At 70.7% G+C, this 26,281-nt stretch carries 26 protein-coding genes; 12 read left to right on the forward strand and 14 right to left on the reverse strand.

Features of this window, described 5'->3' with window-relative positions; genetic code table 11:
- Nucleotides 1–50: 50 nt before the first annotated feature.
- The 8 genes from STRCI_RS01180 to STRCI_RS01215 all read right to left on the reverse strand — a co-directional run bounded on the left by STRCI_RS01180 (nucleotide 51) and on the right by STRCI_RS01215 (nucleotide 10,709).
- Entirely contained in the window at nucleotides 51–1,391 is a 1,341-nt protein-coding gene (locus STRCI_RS01180; protein WP_269656886.1) for a ferredoxin reductase family protein, read from the reverse strand.
- Nucleotides 1,392–1,553: 162 nt separating this feature from the next.
- A complete protein-coding gene (locus STRCI_RS01185; protein WP_269656887.1) occupies nucleotides 1,554–2,339 on the reverse strand; it encodes a class I SAM-dependent methyltransferase in 786 nt (261 codons plus the stop codon).
- Nucleotides 2,282–3,376, reverse strand: coding sequence for a hypothetical protein (locus STRCI_RS01190; RefSeq protein ID WP_269656888.1), 1,095 nt, complete (start codon nucleotides 3,374–3,376; stop codon nucleotides 2,282–2,284). The genes STRCI_RS01185 and STRCI_RS01190 overlap by 58 nt, the downstream gene beginning before the upstream one ends.
- Nucleotides 3,377–3,383: 7 nt before the next feature.
- A complete protein-coding gene (locus STRCI_RS01195) occupies nucleotides 3,384–5,288 on the reverse strand; it encodes a ferritin-like domain-containing protein (protein WP_269656889.1) in 1,905 nt (634 codons plus the stop codon).
- Between the two features lie 37 nt (nucleotides 5,289–5,325).
- The gene (locus STRCI_RS01200) at nucleotides 5,326–6,774 is read right to left on the reverse strand and encodes a radical SAM/SPASM domain-containing protein (RefSeq protein WP_269656890.1); all 1,449 of its coding nucleotides are present in this window, start codon (nucleotides 6,772–6,774) and stop codon (nucleotides 5,326–5,328) included.
- Complete coding sequence (locus STRCI_RS01205) at nucleotides 6,771–8,183, reverse strand: hypothetical protein (protein ID WP_269656891.1); 1,413 nt, start codon at nucleotides 8,181–8,183, stop codon at nucleotides 6,771–6,773. Before STRCI_RS01205 ends, STRCI_RS01200 begins: the two co-directional genes overlap by 4 nt.
- A gap of 37 nt (nucleotides 8,184–8,220) precedes the next feature.
- On the reverse strand, nucleotides 8,221–9,450 hold the full coding sequence (locus tag STRCI_RS01210; RefSeq protein ID WP_269656892.1) for a Dyp-type peroxidase: 1,230 nt from the start codon (nucleotides 9,448–9,450) through the stop codon (nucleotides 8,221–8,223).
- Nucleotides 9,447–10,709 carry a hypothetical protein gene (locus STRCI_RS01215; protein WP_269656893.1) on the reverse strand — a complete coding sequence of 421 codons (1,263 nt, stop codon included), beginning with the start codon at nucleotides 10,707–10,709 and terminating at the stop codon, nucleotides 9,447–9,449. The genes STRCI_RS01210 and STRCI_RS01215 overlap by 4 nt, the downstream gene beginning before the upstream one ends.
- A gap of 229 nt (nucleotides 10,710–10,938) precedes the next feature.
- Between STRCI_RS01215 and STRCI_RS01220 the strand changes: the two genes are divergently transcribed.
- Both STRCI_RS01220 and STRCI_RS01225 read left to right on the forward strand, forming a co-directional pair.
- Nucleotides 10,939–11,805 (forward strand): AraC family transcriptional regulator, encoded by an 867-nt coding sequence (locus STRCI_RS01220; protein WP_269664463.1) that lies wholly within the window; start codon nucleotides 10,939–10,941, stop codon nucleotides 11,803–11,805.
- 217 nt (nucleotides 11,806–12,022) lie between these two features.
- The gene (locus tag STRCI_RS01225) at nucleotides 12,023–12,244 is read left to right on the forward strand and encodes a hypothetical protein (protein ID WP_269656894.1); all 222 of its coding nucleotides are present in this window, start codon (nucleotides 12,023–12,025) and stop codon (nucleotides 12,242–12,244) included.
- A 340-nt stretch (nucleotides 12,245–12,584) separates the two neighbouring features.
- Here the strand turns inward: STRCI_RS01225 and STRCI_RS01230 are convergent, their stop codons facing one another.
- Nucleotides 12,585–12,929 carry a MerR family transcriptional regulator gene (locus tag STRCI_RS01230; protein ID WP_269656895.1) on the reverse strand — a complete coding sequence of 115 codons (345 nt, stop codon included), beginning with the start codon at nucleotides 12,927–12,929 and terminating at the stop codon, nucleotides 12,585–12,587.
- Between the two features lie 61 nt (nucleotides 12,930–12,990).
- Here STRCI_RS01230 and STRCI_RS01235 point away from each other — a divergent pair, with 61 nt between their 5' ends.
- A complete protein-coding gene (locus STRCI_RS01235; RefSeq protein ID WP_269656896.1) occupies nucleotides 12,991–13,602 on the forward strand; it encodes an RBBP9/YdeN family alpha/beta hydrolase in 612 nt (203 codons plus the stop codon).
- Here STRCI_RS01235 and STRCI_RS01240 read toward each other — a convergent pair.
- The gene (locus STRCI_RS01240) at nucleotides 13,580–14,464 is read right to left on the reverse strand and encodes an NAD(P)-dependent oxidoreductase (protein ID WP_269656897.1); all 885 of its coding nucleotides are present in this window, start codon (nucleotides 14,462–14,464) and stop codon (nucleotides 13,580–13,582) included. The two genes, STRCI_RS01235 and STRCI_RS01240, sit on opposite strands and share 23 nt — an antisense overlap.
- 49 nt (nucleotides 14,465–14,513) lie before the next feature.
- Between STRCI_RS01240 and STRCI_RS01245 the strand changes: the two genes are divergently transcribed.
- The 7 genes from STRCI_RS01245 (at nucleotide 14,514) to STRCI_RS01275 (ending at nucleotide 18,615) form a co-directional block, all read left to right on the forward strand.
- Nucleotides 14,514–14,921 carry a MerR family transcriptional regulator gene (locus tag STRCI_RS01245; RefSeq protein WP_269656898.1) on the forward strand — a complete coding sequence of 136 codons (408 nt, stop codon included), beginning with the start codon at nucleotides 14,514–14,516 and terminating at the stop codon, nucleotides 14,919–14,921.
- 64 nt (nucleotides 14,922–14,985) lie between these two features.
- Nucleotides 14,986–15,300: a DUF6980 family protein gene (locus STRCI_RS01250; protein ID WP_269656899.1), complete on the forward strand. Its 315-nt coding sequence runs from the start codon at nucleotides 14,986–14,988 to the stop codon at nucleotides 15,298–15,300.
- A gap of 1,053 nt (nucleotides 15,301–16,353) precedes the next feature.
- A complete protein-coding gene (locus STRCI_RS01255; protein WP_269656900.1) occupies nucleotides 16,354–16,788 on the forward strand; it encodes a DUF2637 domain-containing protein in 435 nt (144 codons plus the stop codon).
- 143 nt (nucleotides 16,789–16,931) lie between these two features.
- Nucleotides 16,932–17,063 (forward strand): hypothetical protein, encoded by a 132-nt coding sequence (locus STRCI_RS01260; RefSeq protein ID WP_269656901.1) that lies wholly within the window; start codon nucleotides 16,932–16,934, stop codon nucleotides 17,061–17,063.
- A 481-nt stretch (nucleotides 17,064–17,544) separates the two neighbouring features.
- A complete protein-coding gene (locus STRCI_RS01265; protein ID WP_269656902.1) occupies nucleotides 17,545–17,877 on the forward strand; it encodes a hypothetical protein in 333 nt (110 codons plus the stop codon).
- Nucleotides 17,874–18,320, forward strand: coding sequence for a MerR family transcriptional regulator (locus STRCI_RS01270; RefSeq protein ID WP_269656903.1), 447 nt, complete (start codon nucleotides 17,874–17,876; stop codon nucleotides 18,318–18,320). The genes STRCI_RS01265 and STRCI_RS01270 overlap by 4 nt, the downstream gene beginning before the upstream one ends.
- On the forward strand, nucleotides 18,301–18,615 hold the full coding sequence (locus STRCI_RS01275; RefSeq protein ID WP_269656904.1) for a hypothetical protein: 315 nt from the start codon (nucleotides 18,301–18,303) through the stop codon (nucleotides 18,613–18,615). Before STRCI_RS01270 ends, STRCI_RS01275 begins: the two co-directional genes overlap by 20 nt.
- Before the next feature lie 36 nt (nucleotides 18,616–18,651).
- On the opposite strand, the gene STRCI_RS01280 is transcribed toward STRCI_RS01275, so the two are convergent.
- Nucleotides 18,652–20,088 carry an FAD/NAD(P)-binding protein gene (locus STRCI_RS01280; RefSeq protein ID WP_269656905.1) on the reverse strand — a complete coding sequence of 479 codons (1,437 nt, stop codon included), beginning with the start codon at nucleotides 20,086–20,088 and terminating at the stop codon, nucleotides 18,652–18,654.
- A gap of 169 nt (nucleotides 20,089–20,257) precedes the next feature.
- On the opposite strand from STRCI_RS01280, the gene STRCI_RS01285 reads away from it, so the two are divergent.
- Nucleotides 20,258–21,391 carry a helix-turn-helix domain-containing protein gene (locus STRCI_RS01285; protein WP_269656906.1) on the forward strand — a complete coding sequence of 378 codons (1,134 nt, stop codon included), beginning with the start codon at nucleotides 20,258–20,260 and terminating at the stop codon, nucleotides 21,389–21,391.
- A 22-nt stretch (nucleotides 21,392–21,413) separates the two neighbouring features.
- On the opposite strand, the gene STRCI_RS01290 is transcribed toward STRCI_RS01285, so the two are convergent.
- Nucleotides 21,414–22,049 (reverse strand): TetR/AcrR family transcriptional regulator, encoded by a 636-nt coding sequence (locus STRCI_RS01290; RefSeq protein WP_269656907.1) that lies wholly within the window; start codon nucleotides 22,047–22,049, stop codon nucleotides 21,414–21,416.
- 214 nt (nucleotides 22,050–22,263) lie between these two features.
- Here STRCI_RS01290 and STRCI_RS01295 point away from each other — a divergent pair, with 214 nt between their 5' ends.
- Nucleotides 22,264–23,301, forward strand: coding sequence for a porin PorA family protein (locus tag STRCI_RS01295; protein WP_269656908.1), 1,038 nt, complete (start codon nucleotides 22,264–22,266; stop codon nucleotides 23,299–23,301).
- A 53-nt stretch (nucleotides 23,302–23,354) separates the two neighbouring features.
- Here STRCI_RS01295 and STRCI_RS01300 read toward each other — a convergent pair whose 3' ends face one another.
- Nucleotides 23,355–23,831, reverse strand: a complete 477-nt coding sequence (locus tag STRCI_RS01300) for a (2Fe-2S)-binding protein (protein WP_269656909.1) — start codon at nucleotides 23,829–23,831, stop codon at nucleotides 23,355–23,357.
- Between the two features lie 14 nt (nucleotides 23,832–23,845).
- A complete protein-coding gene (locus STRCI_RS01305; protein WP_269656910.1) occupies nucleotides 23,846–26,152 on the reverse strand; it encodes a molybdopterin cofactor-binding domain-containing protein in 2,307 nt (768 codons plus the stop codon).
- Nucleotides 26,153–26,281 lie beyond the last annotated feature (129 nt).

Raw genomic sequence — 26,281 nt, forward strand, 5'->3', positions numbered from 1 at the left:
TGCGTTCGGCACTGTCGGCCCAAGTGGCCCGTCACCGGCCCGGGTTCGCGTCAGGCGAGGCCGAACCTCTCCGAGTGCACCTGGCGCGTGGGGACCCGCAGATCTCGCAGGGCGGAGAGGACGGCCGTGGTCATGGCGGGCGGGCCGCAGACGTAGACGTCGCGGTCGGTGATGTCGGGGACCAGTTGGTGCAGATTGCCCGGGCCGAACGGCGGGACGCCGCTCTCGCCGGTCCTGCCGGTGATCAGGTGCAACCGTCCGCCCCGTAGCCCGACCAGGTGCCGCACCTCGTTGAGCAGCACGGCGTCGGCCTCGCTGCGCACCCGGTACAGGACGACGACGTCGCCCGTCAGCTGCTCCTCCAGCATGGCCCGCACGGGCGTGATGCCCACGCCGCCGGCGATCAGCAGGGCGCCGGGCCGGGTCCGGTGGAGGGAGGTGAAGGCCCCATACGGTCCTTCGACGAAGGCGCGGCTGCCGACCGGGACGTTCCGCAGCCCGGCGCTGGTGCCGCCGACCGCCTTGGCTGTCAGGCGCAGGCCCTGGCCGCCCGGCGCGGCCGAGAGGGAGAAGGGGTTGGCGACCCACCAGTTGTTGTGCCCGGGGAACCGCCAGATGCAGAACTGGCCCGCGCGGGCGGGGAACTTGTCCAGGTGCCGTCCGCTCACGTACACGGAGACGACGTTCAGCGACTCCGGTACGACGTTGACGACGCGGAACTGGTGGTAGGCGTTGCGCCACAGCGGCAGGGCGATGCGCCCGGTCAGCAGCGCGCCGAACGCGAACAGCCACAGGCACCACCAGTAGGCCTCGGCGAACGCGGAGGAGGTGAACGTCGTCGTCTCCTGCAACTGGTGGACGAACGACAGGCCCAGAGCCACGTAGAGCAGCAGATGCAGCCCGTGCCACACCTCGTACGGCAGCCGACGCCGCACGGCCCGGGTGGAGATCGCGGCGACCACGACGATGACGGACGCGGCGAGCATGCCCAGCAGGGACGCCGGAACACCGCTGAGTGCGACGAAGGTCTTCCCCATGGACGTGTCGTCGAGTGTGGCGTAGCCGAGCACCACCAGCGTGGCGTGGGTGAGGATGGTCCACAGCAGAGTGAAGCCGACCCAGCGGTGCCACACCGTGAGCCGGTCCATCCCGATGCGGCGGTCCAGCCACGGCAGCCGCGCCACCAGCAGCAGTTGGAACATCAGCAGCAGGGCCGCGTGCAGTCCGAACCACTTCGCGACCGTGAGCACGTCGTTCTTGCCCTCACCGGCGCTGAGGAACAGCCCTTCCACGACCGCCACGTTGGCGATGACGAAGGTCCACATCGCCCAGCGCGCCGCATCGACCGGAAGCACCGTACCCGTCCGCACCGTGTCACTCGTCGCCATCATGGTCGGCCCCTCTCCCCCGGGGCCGCACTACGCGCGGCCCGTGTGCACAAACCCCATGAAGACCGAGGAATTCAGCCAAATGCGAACCTCGATCGGGAAAGGATACGGCGCCCGGCCCCGATCCGTTCACCCCGGAACCGACCAATCTGACCGCGGCTGCACCTACTTGTCGGCGCGGGCCGCGAGCAGCGGCTGGAAGAAGCCTGATTCGTGCGGCATCCGCCACTGGATATCGACGAATCCTGCCTCGGCCGCGATGCCCGCGAGCCGGTCCCGGCCGAGCGCCCAGTAGGTGGTTCGGCGGACTTTGACCTGCCATTCTCCGCCTGCCGGATGGAGCTGAAAGTGCTCCACGTCGTAGTGCTCACCGTCGTCGTGCCAGTGCCAGAGCTGGAAGGTGACGGTACGCGTTTCGCCATCGGCGGGGGCGGAGTCGACGATCCGGTGGACTTGGGGAGGCGTCGAAGCGGGGCGCTGGTCGCGCAGCAGCTCGTCATAGGGGCGCGTACTGACCAGCAGCGCGCCGTCCGGACGCAGCACGCGGTGCATCTGGCTGAGGGCCGCGTGCACGTCCTGTTCCGTCAACAGATGCGGCAGGGAGTTGTCGGCGCAGACGACAGCGTCGAACCGGCCGTCGAGGAAGGGGAGATGCCGCATGTCCGCGACGGCCGCCCGCAGGCTGAGGCCCTGGCGGGAAGCCTCCCGAGCGGCACGGGCGGCAGCGCGAGCACTGAGGTCGGTCCCGGTGACGAGGTGCCCGCGCGAGGCCAGACCGATGGCCTGAGTGCCGATACCGCAAGCACAGTCGAGCACTGTCGCACGATCCTGACCGATCAGAGCATCCAGGGCCTGCCCCTGCCGCTGGACGCTCGTCTCCCAGTCCGGGTAGATCAGGTGGTAGTCGTCGGCCAGATCGTCGTAGAAGCGCGCGGTTGATGTCTCGACCATGACCCGACGGTACCGACCCCCCACCGGCAGGCTTCGAGTTCGTGCTGCCATGCGGGGGTGGCGAAGGCCTGGGGGTAAAGCCGGGCGCAGGTGGTGAGGTGGTCGCGGAACGCGGTGTGCAGGCGGGCCGTGTAGTGGGCGCACAGCCGGTCCGCCGGGGTGCCCGCGGCTGCGGAGTCGATCACGGCGGCGGCCAGGACGGCCGTACGCAGGGCCTGGGCGGTACCGGTGCCGCTGAGGGGGTCGTAGCGGATGGCGCCCGCGCCGACGAGGAGCAGACCCGGGGTGCGGTCGCTCGGCGGGGTCGCCGGGGCCCGGTGCAGGCGAGGCGCGGCGGGCAGGGCGACGACGATGGCGGGCGGCCCGGTCAGTCGCGCCGCCAGGGGGCTGCGTGCGAGAACGCGGCCGAGGTGTCCCGCCGGGTCCTCGACCGGGCCCGGGACCATCGCCTGGAGCAGGGCGTTGCCGTCGCCCAGCGGGGTGAGGTGGAGCCAGGCGTCGTCGGTGCACTCCAGGCGGGCGGTGGCGTCGTCCTGCCCCGTGGCCAGGGGCGCCTCCCCCGCCAGCAGATGCCGTCGGCCAGCCGTACGGTACCCGCCGTCCTGGGCAGGTGGGTTGGCGGTGACGGTCCACTGGGGGACGAGCGAGTCGGACCGGGGCTGCCGGCCATACGGCCCCGTCTGCTCCGAAACGGCCTGCGGGTAGCGGTCCGCGAGGCGGGCCAGCAGACGCTCGGTCAGTCGCGCGCCGTCCACGACTGCCGCCGGCTGCGGCAGGGGCGGATCGGTGTCGCGGTCGGGGGTCCAGCGGGCGTGCCGGTGGGTCAGGCGGTGGCTGTCTGCGGCCGGACCGCTCGCCGGCTCCGTGTCCCACAGGGCGTGGAGCAGGGCAAGGGTGTCGTCGCCCAGGAGCAGCGGGCGGGGTCCGCCGGGCGGGCGGGGCCGGAGCCGGACCCGGTGGCCGTGCGCCGCGAGCAGCCAGGCGCAGGTCAGTTCGGCGAGTCCGGATCCGGCGATCGTGACGGTGGTCGGCCTCACGGGACCCTCACAGGATGAGGTCGGCAATCAGGGCCTCGGTGGTGGCCCGGTGGCGGGTCATCATGGCGCGCAGGTCGGTCCCGTCGAGCGAGCTGATGGCTTCCTGCAGCTGCCGGGCGGCCCGGGCGGCGGCGAGGGTGGCCTGGCCGTCGGCGAGCGGCATGCCGACGCCGGGCTGGGGGGTCTGGAAGCGGGGGGCCACGTCGCGGGAGGCGAGGAGGTGGTTGACCTCGTGGAGGTTGTGCATGGCCCGCCGGGCGTGCTCGATCAGTACGCCTCCGGCGCGGTCGCCCCGGTCCAGGGTCTCCTTCATCGTGCCGAGCAGCACGGCGTAGTTGAGGTCCGCGAGTTGCAGGAGCTGCCGGTCCATCGCGTCCGGGGTCTTGTCGAGCCGGCGCAGGTACTCGTCCTCGGAGAACTCCGCGAGGTGCCCCTTGACCGCCTGGAACCGCTCGAAGTGGTTCACGCCCTCGTCGATGATGAGCTTGATCAGATGGGCGAGCCGGTCGGACTGCGGGAACAGGTCCGGGCGTTCGACGATGGTGTGGTGCAGGCGGATGTACATCCCATCGATGCCGTCCGGATTGAGCTCGTCGCTGGTCTTCTCCACGTCGATGAACCAGTCCAGTTGGGCGGCCGTGAGCGGTTTCAGCTCGAAGGCGTGCCCGGTCTGCTGCTGGATGATCATGCCAAGCGGTGGCGGGTCGAGCCGGTGCGGCCTGCCGAGCACTCCGAGCACTTCGTTGACCCATCGCAGGTGGCGCATCTCGTCCACCGCGACCGAGAACACCTCGGCCGCGGCCGCGTGGAACTGCGCGATGGGCGACTGGGGGTTGGTGCCGGGCGGGAGGGTGGTCGGGGCGTCCAACGAGTAGTGCGCGTACAGGTATTCCAGGCACAGTGCGTGCTCGATGTCGGCCAACCGCTCCAGTCGCTCGATCACCTCCTCGCGGGGCATCTCCGTGAGGTCGAACAGGGTGCCGGGGCCCAGGACGTCGTCCTCGCGGCCGTTGAGGACGACGGGCAGCACGTTCCAGTTGGTGATCAGATCGGGGTGGTCGAGTTCCTGTCTTTCCCGCTCCGCGATGTTCGGGGTGTCCAGCTTGGGCGGCTGAGTGCGGTCCGAGCGCTGGAAGTTGAGCGGATGGAAGCGGCCGTCGGGGCTGGCGGAGATGTCGGGCTTGGAAGCGGCCCAGTAGTAGCAGCCGCATTCGCGGAAGTCGTACTGCCAGGGCGCGCACAGGCTGCGGGTGAGGTCACCGGGCAGGTAGAGGTCGGGGTCGATGACTCCTTCGGAGTCCAGGTAGGCGGCCCGGTCGGCGATCAGGACGGCCGCCTCGACCCTCCCGTCGTCGTCGCGCTGCACCGTGGTGTCGTTGTTCATGCGCCACGCGTTGAGGCCGCCGGGCACGACGTCCGCGCCCGGGGACTGGATGCCCGGGGTGGGTCCGAGCAGGATGGCGATCCGGCCCGGCAGCAGGTCGTGGACGCGGCGCCAGAGGGCGAGACCGCTGCGGGAGGTGGCGTTGAACACGGGAGCCTCGGACTCCGTCTGGTCCACGGTGGTACGCCCGCACACGGCCCACAGGTGCAGCCGCCACGGGTCGCTCTGGACGCCCGCGCCCAGGTCGGCGGCGGTGAGGTCCAGTACGGACGGGGCGCCCTCGGTGACGCCGATCAGCCGCGAGCCGCCGCCGTGGTGGAAGTCGAACAGCAGCCCGGGGAAGAAGGCCTTCTCCAGGTTGCGCTGGTCGAACTCAAGACCGGGGAAGCAGTTGTCCACACCGCTTTCCGGGCGGGAGCCGGAGGGGTTTCCCGGGACCGCGTAGTCGGCCCGTGCGGTGAGGTTGCGGGGGAAGATCTTCCCCTCGGGTACGGGGAGGTCCACGCTGCCGGGGATCGGGTTGTTCACGGTCGGCTCCTTCGTCCGGGTGGGGTCACAGGCACGGTCAGCGGGCCAGTCCGGCGGGGTCACCGGGCAGGTCGGACGGGGTGGTACGGCGGAAGAACTCCGGTGCGCTCTCACTGAGTTCGACGTACGCGCGCAGGCAGAACGCCAGCCAGCCGCGGATGTAGTCGCAGCCGGGACGGCCGCGCCGGGCGACCTCGTGGTAGCAGCCGCCGCCGCACAGGTAGCGGGCCCAGCAGGACCGACAGGGCTCCGCCCGGTCCACGTGGCGGGCCGCGAGGTGCTCGGCCCGCGCGCCCTGGTCGGGCCCCTGGGCGACGGAGCCCATCCGGAACGCCGGGTCGTCCACGAGCCGGTGGCAGGCGTACAGGCCGCCCTCGGCCGAGGCGCTGAGGTAACCGGCACCCGCCCCGCACGGGTAGGGGCGGTGTCCGCCGGTGTGGAGTTCGTACATCGCGGTCTGGAAATTACCGAAGGGGTAAGGCCGTCCCGCGGCGAGTTCGGCCAGCGCCGTCTCCCCGCATTCGGTCATCTGCTCCAGGAACCCGGCGAAGGCGCTCGCCCCGATCTCGTAGGCCGGATCGGGGGCGCTGACCACGGCGGCGAAGCCCACCTCGTCGAAGCCGAGGCCGATCCCGTGCTCCAGTACGTCCTTGAGCCGCCCGGTGTACGGGGTGACGCTGACCCGGGCCGACAGGTGGCGCGGCCGTCCGTGCCGGTTCAGTACATCGAGTCCCGCGCGCAGCCTGTCGTACGCGCTGCCCCCGCCGGGCGCCGTGCGCAGCACGTCGTGGCCGGCCCGGTCGCCGTCGAGGCTCACGGCCACGGTGAACGGGTGCGCGGCGAACAACTCGGCGTCCTCGGGCCGGACGGTGGTGAGGTTGGTGGTGAGGGCGAAGCGCACCGCGTGCCCGGTGTCGGCGCCCGCCCGGGTCGCGTGGTCGACCACGTCGTGGACGAGTTCGCGGGCGAGGAGCGGTTCGCCACCCATGAAGCCGACGACGACTCCGGCTCCTGGTGCTGCTTCGGCGATGAGCCGGTCCACGGCGGCGAAGGCGGTCTCGCGGGGCATGGCACGGGCGTTGCCGCCGAACCGGCCCTCGTCCGCGTAGCAGTGGCCGCAGCTGAGGTTGCAGGCCTGCATCACGTTGAGTGAGAGCGAGGCGAGCGGGGGTACGGCGGCGGGGGTGCCGTCGATGCGGGGAGCGGGGACGCCCGCCGCGCCCCACAGGGGCAGCCCCAGTTCGGCGGCGAGGGCGGCGTCCGCGGCCGGGTCGTGGGCTGCGGCGGACGTGGCCGCCGTCCAGGCCTCCAGCCGGGCGGCGGTGGCCTCGGGCAGGTCGTAGACGCGGCTTCCGTCGGCCACGAACAGGTGGGCTCCGTGGGCGCTGCGGAAGACCCGGATCTCGGCGGGCAGTCCGGGGCGGGCGCTGTCCGGGCCCGGTTCCGGTTCCGGGGGGCGACGGCCGATCTGAAGGAGAACGCTCACGACCCCTCCTCCACGTTGGCGCGCACGGAGCGGGCCCAGGCCACGAGCAGGTCGTACTGGCGGCGCGTCAGGTGCATGGGGAAGGCGTCGGACCCGCGGACGGCCACGGGCATACGGCGGTCGTACCAGGGATCCTCGGTGGCCGGCGGTCTGACGAACCGCTGGATGAAGTCGGGCTGCTCGCGGATGAGGTCCTCCAGGACCTCCAGGGCCGGGAAGCGGCGGTGCTTGCGGCGCCCGCGTTCGGTGAGGGCGAGGGTGATCCCGGCCAGCGGCACCGGTTCGGGGAAGGTGCGGGCACGCGCTTCGGCAATCGGACTTCCCTCGCCCTGGGCGTTGTCGATGTTCTCGTTGGTGGCGCGCTGGTTCTGGGCGTCCACGTTGACGGCGTCCATGGCCTCCAGGGCCCGTTCGAACAGGTCGCGCACCTCGAGCGCGGTGAGCTGCGGGTTCTGGGAGATGTACGCGGGTTCGCGGACCTCGGCGCGCTTGACCCGGTCGGTCAGGCCGTCAGCGAGGGAGGTGAAGGGCCTGCGGTCGGGCGCGAAGTCGGGCGGAGTGACGACCACGCGGGCCCGGGCGGTGAGCTCGCCGACGGTGACGGTGACCAGGCCGTCGCACACATCGTCCACGAGCCCGAAGCTGGTGCCTCCGTCCTGGAGCGACGCCCCGGCGTACAGGCCGGACGGCGCGGTCCGCGGGTCGAAGCGGACGGCCCTGAACTCACACCAGCGGGAGTTCGCGGAGAGGAACAGCCGCTCGGCCGGAAGCGGATACCGGTCGGTGCGCTGGAGCAGGTCCGTGGGCCCGTAGACCAGTCCGGCGGCCGGAGTGAACCGCATCCGCAGCTCGGGGAAGTCGGCGCTCGGCCGCGGGATCTGCACAGCGCCCAGTGGGATATGCCGTCCGGAAGGCACCAAGGGCCTGGCCGCCCCCTGGGGAGAGCGTCCCTCCAACGGCCTCTTCTCGTGCTGGTTCCCGGCGACCTCCACCGCGGCGTCGATCCGGTCGTCCTCGGCGCGGCTGCACTGGTGTGCCTTGAGGTTGGCGACCTCCACCTTCCACTGCACATCGGCAGGAGTGAGGCCGAAGGCGTCCAGGACCTCGGTGGTGATCGGGCCGTCGTCCCGCACCCCGTCGATGACCCAGGTGCCGTGCACTTCGAAGAACGGGCAGATGGGCCGCCATCCACGCGCGTCCTTGAATCTGACCCGGTTGCCCTGGGGCGGGCGTTCCGTCAGGGTGCCGTCGGCAGCGACGACGAGCGAGGGCGCGGGTACGGCCACGGTCTTGCCGGTGCCGCGGGGGGTCAGGTCGTTGGGCCCGTAGCGGTAGTTCTCGCAGGGCTCCGGGGACGGACCCAGCCGGGCGAAGGCCAGCGGCGGGTAGAGCCACATCTTCTCGATCACCGTGTGTCTCCGTTTCCATCGGGGAGAGGGGGTGTGTTCACCCGAAGACCTCGGCTCCCGGGTAGGGAGCGGCGTCCCGCGCCGGCGGGACGAGGTAGGTGCCGCCGGCCCGTACGGTCAGCAGTCGGCCCGCCGGACCGTCCTCGCCGGATTGCCCGCCGAAGTTGACGCCGCCCAGCCAGCCGCGCTGGGTGAGGACGCGCAGCACCCGCTCGGGGTGGTCCTGAAAGCTGATGAAGTTCAGGCCGACGCGGAAGCCGGGGGCGGCGGCGACGGGTTGGAAGAACTCGTAGCCCTGGCGGAACATCCGCAGCGAGCCGGTCAGGTCGGCGGCGTCGCCGCCGGTCAGATTGGCCCGGCGGACATGGGCAGCGAGCAGCACGGGGTCGTCGGTGGGACCGGGCTCGATGAAGTCCTCGTTGCCGGGCTGGGTGACCTCGGTGGTCCCGGCCACCGGACAGCCGGCCGCCGGCACAGGCTGTCCGTCGGTGTCCGTGCCGGTGAGCGGGGCACCGGTGAGCTTGTCCCGGCCGACGAGCAACTCCTGCTGGGCGCGAGGCAGATGGTGCCACTGGTCGAGGTCGACGGCGAGCCGGAGGAAGACGAGGTAGGTGCCGCCGACGGTCCAGGGGTCGGAGCCGGACTCGGCGTCACCGATGGAGATGACGCCTTCCCGGACGCTGCTCTCCAGGTTGGACACGCCGTCGTGGAAGCCGATCCAGCTGCGCTGATCGTCGCGCTGGAAGCCGGTATGGATGCCCGCGATCTCCAGCGGCGCCATCTGGGTACGGCTGTCTCTTCTGCCGTCGAGCAGCTTCCACAGTTCCACCACCGCGCGGGACACCGCGAGTTGGGTCGTGGCGGTGAGCTGGAGGCAGAACTCCTCGGTGGCGTCGTTGCGCACGATGTCCGCGCCGTACGGAAGGCTCGCGCCGATGAGCACGGGGCCGCCGCCGGTGGGCAGCGGTGAGCGGAAGCGAAAGCGCGGGCCCAGCGCGGCGGGGCAGGTGACGCGGGCGCCCGGGACGTCGAAGGCTTTGGGTCCGAAGCCGAGCAGCACCTCCAAGTCGCCGGTGGGGACCGGATGGCCGGGCAGTTCGCCGACGCGCCCCTCGGTGAGGCCCCCCAGCGTTCCGGCCACCTCGCGCAGCACGCCGTCCACCACGGCGGCGTCCGCCGCCGGGTCGGCGCGCAGGAACACCAACGCGAGGTGCCCGGGCGGGCGGCGGCCGGGACCGTGGTAGATCCCGTCCTGGAGGGTGCTCATCGGCGGCCGCGCGGGCCCGCGGGCTGGGCGGGCTGTCCGGTAGCGGCTTCGAACGCCTCCTTCAGCGGCCGTACGACGTCACCGCACACGCCCGCATCGCGGCACCGGATCGGGCCGGGCGGATCGGGCAGGACCACGAAGTCGTCCGGCGGGACGTCCTTGGGTGCGCCGAGCGCTGCCAGCGGCCCCACCTGGACATGCCGTACGACCTGGTAGCCGCCGGTGAGCGGCTCTTCCGACTCTCCCTCGACCACGGTGATCTCGTCGAGGAAGTGCGGGTCCGCGTCCCCGGGGCCGAACTCCAGCCGCTGGTGGAGCCCTTGGCGGCCGCGGCTGAGCCGGATCCACGGATCGGGGACCGGACCGCTCTGGAACTGGAAGACCTCGGAGGTGAAGGCGTGGATGTACATGCCGATGGGGTCGGCGAACGACACGGTCCGCCCGTCGAAGGCGGCGCCCGCCGCGGCCAGCGCGGCGGCCGGATCGGCGTTACGGCAGGCCAGTGCGGCGAGCGGGGGGTCCTGGCGGAAGATCTGGTCACGCCCGGCCGGTTCCAGCGCGCCAGTGGCGGTACGGCGCGCGTAGGGCTTGGCACCGAACATCACGATGTAGAGGAGATCGTCGAGCCCGTTGATGGGGTGGGCCATGAAGAGCGCGTTGACGGCGTTCAGGGAGCCCACGGGATTGCCCGGGACACCGGCGTCCTGGAGGTCCGTGTGTCCTCCGTGCCCGGTCAGCTGCCGGGCGAACGCCACCCGGCGCTGTGCGGGGCTGAGCAGCTTCGGGTTGGCGACCGTGGGACCGTAGAGCTCCTCCCAGCGAGGAGGTTCGCCGCCGAGCGTGTCGGTGACGATCTCGCGCAGCAGGTCCGGGGCGTCCTCGGCGAGCACCTGGTAGTACTCGGCCAGTTCGGTGGTGACCTGGACCCGCTTGGGGCGCAGCCTGCCCTGGGCGTCGGGGGCGGTGACCACCGCGTACTCGCAGTACTCGTTGTGCAGCGCGCGCCGTCCGCGCACGCCCCAGTCGGAGAGCTTGCGGGCGGTCGTCTCGTCGAAGCAGAACTCCGGCTCGGCCGGGTTCCCGAACCAGGTGACGGCCACCCGCTGGGGGTCCGGATCGCCGGGTTCGAGGGTGAAGTACGGGCTTCCTTGAAGGGGTTCGAGGCGTTGGAACTCATCCTCGACAACTCGGTTCCAGCGGTCGAGAACACCGGGCGTCAGCTCGTCGGCGAACCCGGGGGCGGAGAACGATGAGGGCATGTCGGCACCTCCCGGCGGGTCGGCGGGACCCGCAGGCGACGTAGGGCACACACGAGATCGCCACGCAACGTATCGAATGAATACGCAGAGTCACAATGGGCGCGCCGCGATGTCGCTCGCCGCGAACCCGGGGCACCCCGGGACACCCGACCCGATCGGGCACAAGATGTCGGGTCCGGCCTGCCAGGCGCTGCCTAGCCTGGTGATCGTCAAGAGGAAGGAACCGGGAATGCTGGAGCGGCTGAACCAGGCCATGGAGCACATCGAGAGCCATCTCGACCAGGACATCGAGGCGGGTGAGCTGGCACGCATCGCGGCCACCTCGGAGTACCACCTGCGCCGGATGTTCTCCGCGCTCGCCGGCATACCGCTCTCGGAGTACATCCGGCGCCGCCGGCTCACGCTCGCGGGAGCCGAAGTGCTCGCGGGGAGCGAGACCCTGCTGGAGATCGCGATGCGTTACGGATACGGCTCCGGCGAGGCGTTCGCGCGGGCGTTCCGTGTCATGCACGGCATCGGACCGGGCGAGGCCCGGCGTACCGGCGCTGCGCTCAGCTCACAGTCCCGGATGACCTTCCGCCTCACCATCGAAGGAAGCAGCAGTATGCGATACCGCATTGCAGACAAAACGGACTTCACTGTCGTCGGGCTCAAGGCCCGGGTGCCGCTGGTGCACGCGGGGCCGAACCAGGCGATCATGGACTTCGTCCGCGGGATCGACCCGCAGACCCTGGAGCGCCTGGAGAAGCTCTCGGACCAGGAGCCGCACGGCGTCGTCTCGGTCTGCGACGACTTGGACCCCAGCCGGGCCGAGGGCACCGAACTCGACTACTACCAAGGTGTGATCACTTCCGCGGCCGCTCCCGAGGGCACGACGGCGTTGGCCGTCCCGGCCGGCACCTGGGCCGTCTTCGCCACCTCCGGGCCGGCGCCACAGGCCATCCAGGAACTGTGGCGGGACGTGTTCACCGAGTGGTTCCCTTCGAACCCGTACCGTAGCCGCGTAGGCCCCGAAATCCTGCGCACCCGACTGTCGCCGGACAAGACCGAGGCGGACGCCGAACTGTGGCTGCCGGTGGAGCCCGAGCACGGCTGAATCATGGCGTAGATCCTTTGGGGCACGTACTCATGCACATCAGTGGCAAACCACACAAGACGCCGTGGGTAGCCACCGTCACGAAAAAAGTTATGCGGTTGAGGTTTGACCTCACGAGGTCACGAACTGCCAGGTCAGAGGCGTGCCCCGAGGGATTCCGGCCAGATCTGTGCCGATGGCCACAGCGAGCGGGCTACGCGTAGGTTCATACTGAGCTATGACAAAGCCTGCGGCACCCAAGCGTCACTTGCCTACCAGCCCCTTCAAGGCCCCGGTCCCCCCGGCTCCCAAGCACTTCGACATGGGCGACCAGGTCACGCACGATGTGTACGGCCTGGGCCGGGTCATCGGCATCGAGGACGGAGTCGCGGCGCTCGTGGACTTCGGTTCAACTCAGATGCGGATCTTGAGCCCGTACGCCAAGATGACCAAGCTGTAGAACCACACCGTGCCGGTCACGGCACGCCAGGTCCCCTTTCTCGGGGACCTGTCCCGAAAGGCAGACCTGTCATCGACGTGACGTCGCTGTTCTCCGCCCTGGAAGGGCAACCCCGCCGTTCCACCGCCGTATCGCCCCCTCCGGCCACCAACCCCTTCCAGGCCCCGGACTTCGGGGAAGAAGAGATCTCCTGGTCCGAGGAGACGCAGGAGCCCGCCCCGGACAGGCGCGCGGCGCGACCCAAGGCTGCCTGAGCGCTGCCCACTTGAGCGGTGGGCGGTACCTGGCCTGCTGCGGGCGTACCCCCGCTCAGCACGCTGAGCGGGGGGCCAAGCTCGTCCTACGATGCGAGCTCACTCAATCGCCGCCGCGTCTCGCGGAGTTCGGCTTGCTGCGCCTGGAGGCGTCCGGCCAAGGCGTCCAGCTCGGCCCGCAGGTTCGGGCACATCTCAAGTGACATGCCGTGATCGCCGGTTCGAACGCAGTCGAAGTACCGCTGAATCGTCGCGGTGCCCAGACCAGCGGCGATCATCGTCCTGATCTGGGCCACACGCGTGACATCGGCCTCGGAGTACTCCCGGTACCCGCTGCTGTTGCGAGCCGGGACCAGCAGCCCCCGGTCCTCGTAGTGCCGTAGCGCTCGCGCGCTCACACCGGTCACCTCGGCGAGTTCGCTGATCAGCACCGTCGGTTCCTCCTCATGGGCTTGACCTTCACGCTGACGTGAAGCCGTACCGTCCTGCGACATGACGACTGGAACAACCCAGCGGCGTGCCTCGATCATCCACGGCTACGGCGCGACCCCCGAGGACCACTGGTTCGGCTGGCTGGCCGCACAGCTCCGGGCGAGCGGCATCCCAGCCTCGGTCCCGGCCCTTCCGAACCCACACTCCCCGGACGCCGCACAGTGGACGCAAGCCGTACGCGCCGACCTGGGAACACCCGACGAGCACTCGATCGTCGTCGCGCACAGCCTGGGCTGCCTCACCGTGCTGCGTGCCCTGCGCTCGCTCCCGCGCCCGTGGCGTCTAGGCACCGTCGTGCTGGTCTCCGGATTCGTCGACCGACTCCCCGCGCTCCCGGACCTCGACGACCACATCGGACACGGCTGCGACCTGACGGGGCTCAGCAACCACATCGACCGCCTCACGATCATCCGGTCGGACGCGGACCCGTACGTACCGCCCGGTCACACCGACCGCCTTGCCGATCTGCTCGGAATCTCCGCCCAAGTAGTCCCTGGAGCAGGGCATTTCCTCGCTTCCGACGGTGTCACTGCACTGCACGAGGTCCGTGAGGCCATCGCCGAGCAGGGCAGGTCAGGGGCTGAACCGGTCAGCCGCCACTCGGCTTGCTGAACTCCTCGATCAGCACGGGGTACTGCTCTCCCCCGTGTCCGGCAGCGATCGCGCGGTCGGCCATCTCCTTGATCAGCTTGGGCAGTTCGGCGTTGACGCCCACCGCTTCGCTCTCCTCGATCAAGTGCGCCATCGCCCGCGCGTCGGTCTCCAGCGCCGACACCACGGCCGGGAAGGAGCCGCTGTCGATCTGCTCGGCGTACCCCGGCAGCCAATCAGCTACTCCGGCAGCGATCTGCCGTGCGAACGGCGCGAATGTCGCGGCGTCCACACCGGCCGTCCTGAGCAGGGCGGTGCCCTGGAGCCATGCGTTCAGAACGCTCCACATCATCGCCAGACCGGCCACGTCGTACAGGGACGCAAGGCCATGGTCCGCGCCAAGGTGAGTAACCGTGCCGAGGGCGTCGAGCGTGGACCGGTGCGCCTCGAAGTCCGACTGCGGTCCGCTGTGCAGAATCAGCGCCTCGTCGGTGCCGATGACCGCCGGGATGGCCATGATGGCGCCGTCCAGGTAGTGGGCGCCTCGCCGCTCGGCCCAGCGCGCGGTTTCCCGGGCCTGGGCGGAGTCGCCCGAGGTCAGGTTGATCAACATCGTGCCGGCCAGCTCGACTTCAGTCGTGTCGAGCAGCTCGTGCAGGGCCGGGTAGTCGGTGACGCAGATGATCGTGAGAGAGCCTGCCTTGATCGCTTCGCCGACCGTCGGTGCCAGCCGCGCCCCTTCGGCCACCAGCCGGTCTGCCTTGGACGACGTGCGGTTCCACACGGTCGTGGGATGGCCGGCCTTCAGGAACGCGCCGGCGAGCGCCTGGCCCATCAGACCAAGTCCGATGACTGTCACAGGTGTTTGCGAGTTGTCGTTCATGGCAGCATCGTCAACGTTGATACCGGTATGAAGGTCAAGCGAGGTTTCGATGCGGATCGGGGAACTCAGTCGCCGGACGGGCGTCCATACCCACCAACTGCGCTACTACGAGGCCCAGGGCCTGTTGGAGGCGGAGCGTGCCGGGAACGGATACCGCGAGTACGACGAGAACGCCGTGCTGCGGGTCGGCCAGATCCGGCACCTGCTCGGCGCGGGACTGTCCTCCGAGGACATCGCCTATCTGCTGCCCTGCGCGGTCGGTGCGGCCCCAGAGCTGCCCGGGTGCCCGGAGCTGCTGGCCGCGATGCGGTCACGGTTGCAGCGGCTGGACGACCAGATGGCCAGGCTCGCGCAGTCCCGCGGCGCGCTTGCCGAGTACATCGACGCGGCCGAGCGCACGGGCAGCGAGAACTACCCGCCCTTCGAGAACGCCGACTTGGCGCCCGCTCCCGCCTGATCCTTTGGCCACGTGACTGTGATCTACTTCGGGCCATGGCACCGATGGACCAGAAGCCGACTTCATGACTGACCACTGCTGCGAGGCGATGGTCCGCCAGGTCGACGCACGCTGCGACCAGCACCACGGCACCTCTGTCTGCCCGGACGCGCTGATCGGATTCGACGCCAGGTTCCAGGAGTATGGGCTGATCGTCCACGACGGCGGCACATCGAGCGTCGATATCCACTTCTGCCCATGGTGCGGGCGAGCGCTCCCCCAGTCGCAGCGAGACCGCTGGTTCGACGAACTGGAGCGACGCGGGATCGACCCCTGGGAGGGCGAGATCCCGGCCGAGTTCCAGGACGACCGTTGGCTGGCCACACCGCCTCGGGACTGACCAGGCCGACCAACCCGACCTGGTGGAAGGTCTGTTCGGTACGGTGACGGGGTGTGCTTCTACGCCGAGACCGACTACAAGCTGCACTACGCATGCGTCGCGTGCCGGGTCAGCTTCAAGCGGCATGCGGATCCCCTGCGCAAGCACCTGTGCCCGAACTGCGCGCGGCCCCTCATCTGCGCCGGCCACGACTTCGCCCCGCCGCCACGGCGTGACGTCCGTGGTTGGTCTGTGGTGGCCGCGGTCCTGGGGGAAGGGCTGCGCTACGAGGGGCGGTCTGTCTGCGGGTGCGACAAGGAGCCCAAGTACCGCCCGCGGACACGCGCCGAACTGCGGGTGCGTCGGATCGTAGCCGCAAGGGACGGGCTGGCACTGTCCGAGACGCTCTCCCGCCCGGACCCTCGGACCCCTTCGGCTGACTGACCTCACCCAGCCTCGGTGGGGTGAGATCGCGGCTTGCGCATAGACGCCCATCAATTATCGGGCAAACGTTTGACTCGAAGTTTCGTATAACTCATTCGTGTGACGCAATCACCCGGTTGCCCTGCATCCCCTTTTCCGATCTCGTTCGTTAGGTGGACGTGAAAGGGGTAGGCAGTTATGGAGAAAGGATTCTCCCGCCGGTCACGTCCGGTGCGCAGTTGACCAGTCACGTAGGTCTTACCGACCCATCGAATGATGGTCCGATCGAGATTCAGGACGATGAGAACCGAATCGACACCGCCGTCCGGGTTCCGCACTCCGACAGAATAATTCGAGTAACAGTACGAGGGTATCCGGATGGACTGGTACAACAGGGAAAGCGCTTATGTTCCGCAGTATCCCCGGAGGTCGGAGCACGACACCCGGGACCTGTACGACAGCGCTCCCATCCCCGCTCAACAGACTTGGGAAGGAGTCGGCCTCGACACCCCGCTGAGCCGCGGTGGCCTTGAGGAGGAATTGGCCGAGATGCTGTCCGCGGCCTCGGCTCCGAAGGCATCCGCGGAGCCGGCCGTTCAGACGCTGTCCCGAAGTGACCGCAGGCGTATGCGGTCGAAACCGCCCATCCTCGTGGCAGCGCAGCGCATCAGTCATGTGACGGTCCTGTTCGCCGCCATCGCGGTGTGTGCCGCGTGTCTGCTGGGCTGGTCCATCACTTACACCTACGGCCAACTCCGCACGATCGCCGAGTTCGTCCTGCCGGCACAGCTGGCGCTGTGGTGGCCGCTGACCGTGTACGGCCCTTGGTTCGTCGCGGCTCTCTCGATCCTTCGGGCGACCGTTCAGCACCAGCCCGCGCCCCGCTCCTGGGGTGTGCTCCTGGTGACCTCCGCCCTGGCCGTGGCCCTGTGCGTCAGTCACTCCTCCCACTCGGCACTGGCGTTCGTGACGCTCGGGATTCCACCCATCACCGCCTTGGTGTGCTTCTGGGAACTCGTCGGCCAGCTCTCCTCCAAGCACCGCGCCCGCAAAGGGGCCCACGCGCAGCAGCGCTCCAAGGGCTGACCGCACCACGGGCGGGCTCTGGCGCGCCTGCGTGGCCTCCGGTCCCTACCGACACAGCCCCCGGTGTGCAGCCGTACGCATAGGCGTGCGGCTGCACACCGGGTGCTGGAACCTGCCCCATGACTCACACAGGAACATCCACCATGGTCCACGCCCCACTCAGCCGGCCGATGAACGCCTCGGTGACGACGTCCAGTTCGACGCCGCTGAGCGAGTTCGCCACCCTGGCCGGCGCCTGGCAGCACCCGGTCTCGTCCAGCAGGCGCACGTACTGACGGGCTCGGCAGCCTCGAAGGCGAGGCGACGGCAGCGCGCGATCCCGATTCGGTCGGATGGGTGCGGGCGCGGGCCCATGATTACGCGCTCTCGCCCTGGCACCAGGTGCGGCAGGTCCTCACCCGTCCCGGACCGCTGCCCACAGACCCGGTGGTGCGCGCCCTCCTGGTGCTTCCGCCGTGGCAACGCCGGGCGGCGCTGCTGTGCGACGGCCTGGAGCTCAGTGTCGAGGAGGCCGCCGCCGAGATGCAGGCCACGGTCGGTGCGGGCGGCCGGCGAAATGCGCGTACGCGCCCTCACCCGTTGGGTCTTCGCCACGACGGCGGCCCTCGTCGGCCTCGTGATCCTGGCCATCGCCACCGCCTGGCGGAGCTGTGCCTCTCCCCGAACCGAGGCGCTCCCTCTTGCAATCGGTACCCAGGTACAGGTTTACGTTGGAGATGTCCCCGCCCGCGGGGCGTGACGACGGGAGTGAGTGCCATGAGTGATCAGGTGTGGGCGCCGGAGTCCTGCACGCTGCCCACCGAGGAGCGGCCCCTGCGGGTCGCGGCGTGGGACGGGCTGTTGCGTGAGCGGCTGACCTCGTTGTCGAGGCCGGAGCCCCTGCGACTGCGTCTGGAGCTGACGGGCGGGCCTGGTGTGGAGGAGCGCGTGCGGGATCTGGTGGAGCGGGAGCGCGGCTGTTGCTCGTTCTTCACCTTCACCACCACCTCCGGGGATGACCTGATCGGCCTGGACATCGCGGTCGACCCGGCGCACGAGGCGGTTCTGGACGCGCTCGCCGCACGGACCGCCGCCGGGGAGCAGCAATGAGCGCGGGCCTGCGCAGCGGGCAGGTCGCCGAGGCGGCCGGGGTGAACGTCCAGACCCTGCGCTACTACGAGCGGCGCGGCCTGCTGGCCGAGCCGGAACGCAGCATCGGCGGTCACCGCCTCTATCCCGAGGAGGCGGTGACCGCACTGAGGGTGATCAAGGCCGCCCAGCGGCTCGGGTTCACGCTGGAGGAGGTCGCCGAACTCCTGGAGACCGGCCGCCACCGCCACGGCCGACCCGTCGCGGGACTCCAGGAACGCGCCGCGGCCAAGCTGGTGGAGGTCGACGCGAGGATCGCCGACCTGACCACCATCCGCACGGCCCTGGCCGCCGCGGTGGAGGCGGGCTGCGACGACCTGACCGTCTGCGCCGGAAGCGCCTGCTGCCCCATCCCCTTCACCGACCTCGCCCAGGAGAACCGCCATGCCGGCCCCTGCTGCTGACCCCCGCCCCCACCGCGCGCCCAAGGCCCTCGGCGGCCTGGCCGCCCTGGCCTGTGTGGCGTGCTGCGCGCTGCCCCTGCTGATCACGGCGGGCGTCGTCGGAGGCGGTGCCGGGGCGATGGTGGGCTGGCTGCCCGGCCTCGCCGTGGTCCTGGCCGTGCTCGCCGCCGGAACCTGGTGGCTCGGCCGACGCCTCCGCCCCTGCTCCTGCGCGCCCGAGACCGCGGGCGGACGTAGGTGCGGTTGCGAGCCGTCCGCGGAACCGCTGAGGATCACGCGGGTGGACCGCGGATAGGTAGACGCCCCCAGGGGAGACGACGTGTCGCGGCTGTCAGGGCGTACCGAGCGCCCGAGCGGTGCTGGACGCCTGCGCGGCGATGCCGGGGATGCTGGAGGTGATGTACGAACCGCCGCCGGTCAGGTCGCCGACCACGTGCACACGCGGGTCGGCGGGGATCAGGCCGCCGGAGGGGTGGAGTGTGGCCAGGCCGGTGCCGGCCAGGGACCGGACCAGTTGCCGGGCCGCGAGCGGAACGGCCTGCGCGGACGGGTTCACGGCGTTGACGACGGCATCCGCGGTGCGTTCGCTGTCACCGGCCCTCACCCGGAACCCACCGTTGACCGGCTCGACCGCGTGGACGCCGGACGTGATGTCGAGTTGGCCGGAGTCCAACAGCCGCATCAGGACTGCCGCGTTCACCGGAACCATGGGCGAGGCCACGCTGGTGGCCGTGCGGCGGTGGCTCCGCAGCCACGCTCGGTCGGATGCGGGCAACAGCCGCCAGGCGTACGGTCCGACGGTGTGTGCCGTCTGCTGGAGCACGCGTCGGCCGATCCGGGGGTCGTCGACGGCGTCGAGCTGCCGGCGGAGCCGCCGCACCGGGTCCTCGGTCTCCGTGTCCCGCAGTTCCGCCATGAGCTCGTCGAAATCCTCCGCCGCGTCCGCCAACTCCGCACGCAGCAGCCCCGTGAGGTCGTCGAGCGTGACAAACCCCCGTGCCTGGTGAAGCACCGCCACCCGGTCGGCGGTCACATGCCGCGGGCGCAGGTCGTGCGGGCGCTGCCAGACATAGGGCAGCACTCCGCTGCGGGACAGGAGCGTGATCCGGCCCCGGTGCCCGTGCGCGGCGAGGGACACGACGACGTCCACGGCGGTCAGACCGCTGCCGATGATCGCAACATCGGCCTCGGCCGGTATGCGGTCGAGTGTGCCGGCCATCGGGTAGGGGTCGCCGGTGAAGCCCGGGTGGCCGGCGAGACCGTACAGGTCGGGGGGTGTTCCTCCGCCCACGCACAGCGCCACGTGGGTGGCCTCGTGCTCCTCGCCGCCGTTCGTGCGCAGCACGAGACGGGCTCCGGGGCGGGCGACCCCGTCCACCCCGGCGGGCACGACGCGTACGAGCCAACCCCGCTCGCCCAGAGCCGCGATGGCCTTCTCGGCGGTGTGCACCAGGTAGTCGCCGTAGAGCGCACGCGGGACGAGCGGCCGGCCCAGGAGTTCGTCGACGTGCTCGGCGCCCCGCTCTCCCAGCCAGGCCGCGTAGTGGCCGAAGTCGCCGCTGCGGATCGACATCAGGGCCGGGGGCGAGTTCACCAGCACGGTGTCCAGGTCCGGGCCGTACGGCCGCCCCCGCCACAGGTGCGGGGACGGCTCGAAGACCGTGATCGTGCCGGTCTCGCCCCCGGCCGTGGTGACGCCGTCCGGGGCGGCCAGCGCGTCCAGCAGTCCGACCGCGGCCGAACCTCCTCCGACGATCGCGATGTCCATGATCTTCCTCGGTCTTCCTGTCCGGTGATCGTGTGTCATCGACCTTCGTCGAAGCCGCCCCGGATCCCCATCCCCCGCCTGGGGCGAACGGCCCGGAACGAACCCCCTCGATTGAGGGGTTGGCGCCGTGCGGAGGGGTCGGGCAGGCTGATCCACGGAGGGGATACGCATGACCGAACCGTGCCGGCCGCTGCTGTCGGCCGCCGAACAGGCCGCCGATGCCGCCGAGTTGTTCAGCCGGGCCTCGGCCGGGCTACGCCGGCTGGTGCCGTTCCACTCCGCCGTGTGGACGGCCGCCGACCCCGAGACCGGCCTGATCACGGCCCCGATGCTGGTCGAGAACCTCGGCTCCGGCGAGGGCTGTGCCACGTACTGGGAGAGCGAGCTGCTGGAGGAGAACGTCGTACCCTTCCGCGAGTTGGCCCGCGCGCCCGTGCCGGCGGCCGGGCTGCGCGCGGTCACCGACGGGCTGCCCGCCCGCAGTGCCCGCTTCCGGCGCCTGCTGCGCAGCCAGGGCGTGCACGACGAACTGCGCGCGGTACTGCGGATCGGCAGCCGGCCTTGGGGGCTGGTGAGCCTGTTCCGCACCACCGACGCCTTCCGTCCGGACGAGGTCGCGTTGCTCGCCGACCTGTCCGGACCGCTGGCCTCGCGGCTGCGCGGGTTCGCCAGACCGCCCAAGTCCGCACCCCAGCCGGACTCCCCCGCGCCCGGCCTGATCCTCTTCGACGAATCAGGCGAAGCCATGTCGGTCAACGACGAGGCACGTCAGCACCTCGCGTCGCTGCCGGAAGGGCCGTCCTTCCCCTCGCCGCTGGGGCTGGCGCTGCCGATCTGGGTGATCGGAACCGTCCTCCAGGCGCGCGCGATCGCCGACGGCCGTGACCACGGCAACGCCCGGATGCGCATCCGGACCACCGAGGGCCGCTGGCTCAACTGCCACGCCTCCTCCCTCACCGGACCTGCCGGCCGGCCGGGCCCGGTGGCTCTCGTCATCGAGCCCGCCACCCCGACGGACCTGGCGGTGCTGGTCGCCGAGGCGTACGGACTGACCTCACGAGAGCTTCAGATCACTCAGCTCATCGCACGCGGGATGACCACCGCCGAGATCGCCACGACGCTGTTCATCTCCCCGCACACCGTCCGGGACCACCTCAAGACCGTCTTCGCCAAGGCGCACGTCTCCAGCCGGGGCGAACTGGTCGCCCGTCTGTTCACCGAGCACTACTGGCCCGCACTGCCGGAGCCGACCCAGGTCCAGCACCCCGGTGGACTCCCGGCTCAGGTCCGGGTTCCCTCCTAGCGGACAGCCTCGCGTACGGCCCTCAAACCCGCGCGCGGTGGCCGACGGTGGAAAGGGCGATCTCCACGTACCGGTCGGCCAGGGCGGACGGGGTCAAAGGGCCGTCGGCGCGATACCAGTTCGCCACTCCCTGACACATGGTCAGCACGGCACGCGCGGCGTCCACCGGGTAGGGAGTGGTGAAGGCGCCCACGTCCACGGCGTCGCGCACGCTGTGCCGGAGCAGTGCCTCCAACTCGTCGCGCAGGGCGACGTAGCGCTCCCGGTTGTCCGCCTCCAGGCTGCGGATCTCGGTGTCCAGGAAGGCCAGCGGCGCCCGCTGGGCCATGTACAGAACGATGCACTCGACCAGCGCCCTGAAGCGGACCACCGGGTCGGTGTCCGCGTCCCCGATCGCATCGCGGCAGCGGCCGAGCACCGCCCGCATCGAGCCCATGAGCAGCTCGACCAGCATCGCCTGCTTGTTCTCGAAGTGGTAGTAGAGGGTCGGCACGGTGACCCCGATGCGCCGCGCGATGTCCCGCACGCTGGTGCCGTGGTAGCCGTGCTCGTCGAACGCCGTCAGGGCGGCGTCGAGTATGGGCGGCAGCTCCAGCGGCCCGTACACCCGCCAGTCCTCGTGCCCGTCCGCGCGCAGTGCCGCCGCAACCTCCGCCATGACCTCTGCCCTCCGCCCGCTCCTGGCGGCGAGTCTATCGATCACTCGTGCGTGCTCGGCGGTGGGCGTACGCGATCAGTTCCGCCAAGGAAGCAATCCGGCACGGAATCGCCAACTCGGCAGTATTGACCCCTACTTCGACCGCCTTTAGCTTATCTAGCGCTCGCTAAGTATCGAGCGGCGAACCTGCCGACTCCCGCCCCGAGGAGAGGCCATGCGCAACAGCAGTTGGGTTCTGAGCGGATCAGCGGTGGTGCTGGTGGCCGCCTCGGCCCTCACCCGGTTCACCGTCTACCCGGCCCTGCATCAGGTACCGGCCGACTCCGAGAGCACGTTCCGCTACCAGGGCACCGCCACCCTGCTCAACGCGTCCGCCCTCCAGGCAGGTGAGGGCGCCGACCCCTACCTCCGCGACGTCCCCATCACCCTGGACCGCCGTGTCGAGGTGCGGGACACCCACGGCCGTACCGCCGTCGTCTCCGACGAGGCCGTGATGCGCGGGCCCGGGGGCAAGAAGCTGTCCGCTTCCCGGCAGGTCTGGGCGGTGGACCGGCGGACGCTCGCCGACCGCCCGGTCCCCGAGGGCTCCGGCGCCACGCAGCACCACGGGCTGGTCATCGCCTGGCCCCTGGAACCCGAACCGCGCGACTACCGGTTCTGGGACACCGCCACCCAGCGGGCGGTACCCGCCCGGTACGAGGGCAGGACAACCGTGGCCGACCGCAGCGCCTATGTGTACGCCGTCGAGGCCGACGGCCCGCTCTCCGACCCCGCCACCTTGCGGTCCCTGCCCAAGGCCCTGCCGCGCGAGGCAGTGGCCGGACTCTCCGCCGCGCTGCCCGCGGACCAGCGCCCGGAGCAGTCCGTGCTCGCCGCCCTGCCCGAGACCGTGCCGCTCACCTACACCTCCACCACCGAGCGGCGCGGCTGGGTCGACGCGGACACCGGCCTGTCCCTGAACGGTGCCCTGCACCAGACCGTCGTCGCCCGGACCCAGGGCCCCGACGGCCCGGTGGCGCTGTTCCCCGTGACCGACGTCGACGTCAAGGGCACGGACGCCTCGGTGGACGGCCAGGCCGCCGATGCCGCCACCACGGAGCGCCTGCTGTGGCTGCTCAGGACGGCCGGTCCGCTCGGCCTGCTCGGGGCCGCCATCCTGCTGACGGTCCTCGCGGTCTGGCTCACGCGGCGCCGGGCGGCCGAGCCCAGCCCGGCGGACGAGGGCGAGAACGTCACCGCACCGGCCGCGTGAACGCCCTGCGGCCTCCGTCGGCACCCCGGCGGAGGCCGCACGGCCAGGCTCCGTCACATGCGCTCGGCGCCGGCCCTGATCGCCGCACGGATCCGGAAGTACGTCCCGCAGCGGCAGACGTTGCGGATGGCGTCGAGGTCGGCGTCGGTGATCTCGCGGCCCTCCTCCGCGACCCGGCGGACCAGGGCGACCGCGGCCATGATCTGGCCCGGCTGGCAGTAGCCGCACTGGGCCACGTCCTGCTCCAGCCACGCCTGCTGCATCGGGTGCAGTTCCGCGTCCACCGTGGCCGCGAGCCCCTCGATGGTGGTGACCTCGTCGGTCTCCTTCAGGTCCTTCACCGGGATCGCGCAGGGGTTGACGGCCTTGCCGTTGAGATGGCTGGTGCAGGCCTTGCAGACGTTGATGCCGCAGCCGTACTTGGGGCCGGTGACGCCGAGGAGGTCACGCAGTACCCACAACAGTCGTACGTCGTCGGCCACTTCGACGGTGACCTGCTCGCCGTTGAGGCGGAAGGTGTGCTCGGGCACGAGGTCTCCTCGGGTCAGCGGGCGTGGTCCAGGCCGTCGGTCGGGGACGGCGGGACCGGTGGGACGGTGGGCTTGGGGGTGAAGGAGAGCGTGCCGTGGTTGATGGGGAAGGTGGTGGGCATGGTGCCGGTCGCCCGGCCGTAGGCGCAGGCGACCGCGGCCATCGACGCGGCGACGCCCAACTCACCCGCCCCGCCCGGTTCGCCGGTGCTCGTCGGCACGACGATGATCCGGAGCTCCGGCGGGGTGTTCCACTGCCGGGTGTAGAAATAGTTGTCCCAGCTCGCTTCGAGGAAGTGGCCGTCGCGCAGGTGCAGGCTGGAGGTCAGGGCCAGTGCGATGCCGTCCATCACGCAGCCCATCATCTGGGCTTCGAGGCCACGGGGGTTGACGGCGAGGCCGACGTCCACGGCGAACACGGCCTTGGTGACGCGGGGCCCGGTCACACCGTCGCGGACGGGCCGGTTCACGGTCTCCGGGCGGCAGTCGATCTCCACCAGCGCGGCGCTGACCGAGTGGTACTCGGAGTGGAAGGCGATGCCCTGCGCGGTTCCCTCGGGCATGGTCCGGCCCCACTCGCCGGCCTCGGCGACCTTCTCCAGCACCGCCTTCGAGCGGTCGTCGCGCAGGACGTCACGCCGGAAGCGGTAGGGGTCCTTGCCCGTCCTGGACGCGACCTGGTCGACGATCAGCTCGCGAGCGCAGGTCGTGTCGGGCGAGTACACGTTGCGCATGCTGCCAGTGTTGAAGCTCTTGTTCGTCTCGTTGAGCAGCCGGCTGCCGACGCCGAAGTCGTAGGGCATCGACTGGGAGAGCTGGAAAAAGGTCTCCGAGAAGCCGAGGTCGGCCACCGGAAGCCTGGCGGCCATGGCGGTGAGGAGTTCGCCGAAACCGTGGCTCAGGTCGGTGGCGACGCTGGTGTGCCGTTGCTGGTAGCTGAGGACGGTGCCGCCGAGGTGGGTGACGCGGACCCGTGAGGTGGCCATGGGGTGGACGCGGCCCTGGCGGGCGTCGTCGGCGCGGTGCCACAGCAGCTTGACCGGCTTGCCGATCTTCTTCGACACTTCGGCGGCCTCCAGCGCCGCGTCGAAGAACAGCTTGCGCCCGAACGAGCCGCCGCCCTCGGTGACATGCACCTCGACCGCGTCGAGCGGCAGCTTCAGCGCGGCGGCGATCATCTCCTTGGCGACGATGGGAGCTTTGAGGCTGGACCAGATCTCGGCACGGTCAGAACGTACGTCGGCTATCGCGCAGTTGGGCTCCAGCGCGCTGTTGCCACGGAAGTGGAAAGTGAACTTTCCCTCCACCCTCGGCGTCAACGGCGGCAGGCCCATGGGCAGTTCGGCGGACCGCAGGTCCTGGAGCACCGACTCGTCGGACTGCCCTTCCGCGGTACCGGCCCGCCACGTCACCTGCAGGGCGCGTACGGCGTCGATGCACTGCCCGAACGTCTCCGCGCGGACGGCCACCCCGGTGGAGATCACCACCACGTCCGTGACGCCGGGCATGGCACGGACCTCGGCCGGATTGGCCACCGAGCCGACCTTGCCGTTGATGGTCGGCGGGCGGCAGACCATGGTCGGCAGCGCGCCGGGTATGTCGAGGTCCATCGTGAACTTCTTGCGCCCGGTGACCGCGGCGAGCGCGTCGATACGGCCGCGCGGGGTGCCGATGACGGAGAAGCTCTCCCGCGGCTTCAGCTCCACCGACACCTGCTCGGTCCGCTGGCCCGCGGCCTTCTCGGCGAGCACGCCGATGCCGATCGTCCTGCCTCCTGGGCCGGTGATCACTCCCGCCTCGAGGGTGAGTTCGCCTTCGGCGGCACCGAGTTCGCTCGCCGCGGCCCGGAGCAGCCGTCCGCGCGCGACGGCGGCGGCGACCCGGACCGGGGTGTAGGTCGAGACGGTGGTGTTGGAGGCGCCGGTGAGCTGGTTGAAGACCAGTTCCGGGCGGGCGTCGGCCAGCGTCACCCGCACCCGGTCCAGGGGTACGTCCATTTCCTCGGCGATGAGCATGGCCGTGGAGGTGGTGATGCCCTGGCCCACTTCGGCGCGGGGCAGGGCGAAGGAGACGGTGCCGTCGCTGTCGACCTGGATCGTGATCAGGCCGGAGGTCGGCAGCGCGGCGGCGGTCATGACGTCGTTGAGGGCCACCAGTTCGGTGATGTCCGCGGACGGAACGCCGGTCGCGGAGGTGTCGGCGGCGGCCTGCGGGGCGGGGAGGAGGTGGGCCGCGGACACCAGGGTGGGGGCCGCCAGTACGTAGCCCAGGAAGCGCCGTCTGCCGACGGTGGGGCCCTGCTCTGCCTCGGCTCCGTTCATGGGCGGTTCCCCCCGTCGCCCTGCCGTGTCGTCGTGCTGCTGCGCGGTCTGTTCGGTAGGTGCATGAGGCGGCTCGGCTCCGATGAGTGGGGGCTCGGCGGGAGGGTGCCAGGGGTGACGGTCATCGCC

This window comes from Streptomyces cinnabarinus (assembly GCF_027270315.1).
Taxonomy (GTDB): Bacteria; Actinomycetota; Actinomycetes; order Streptomycetales; family Streptomycetaceae; genus Streptomyces; species Streptomyces cinnabarinus.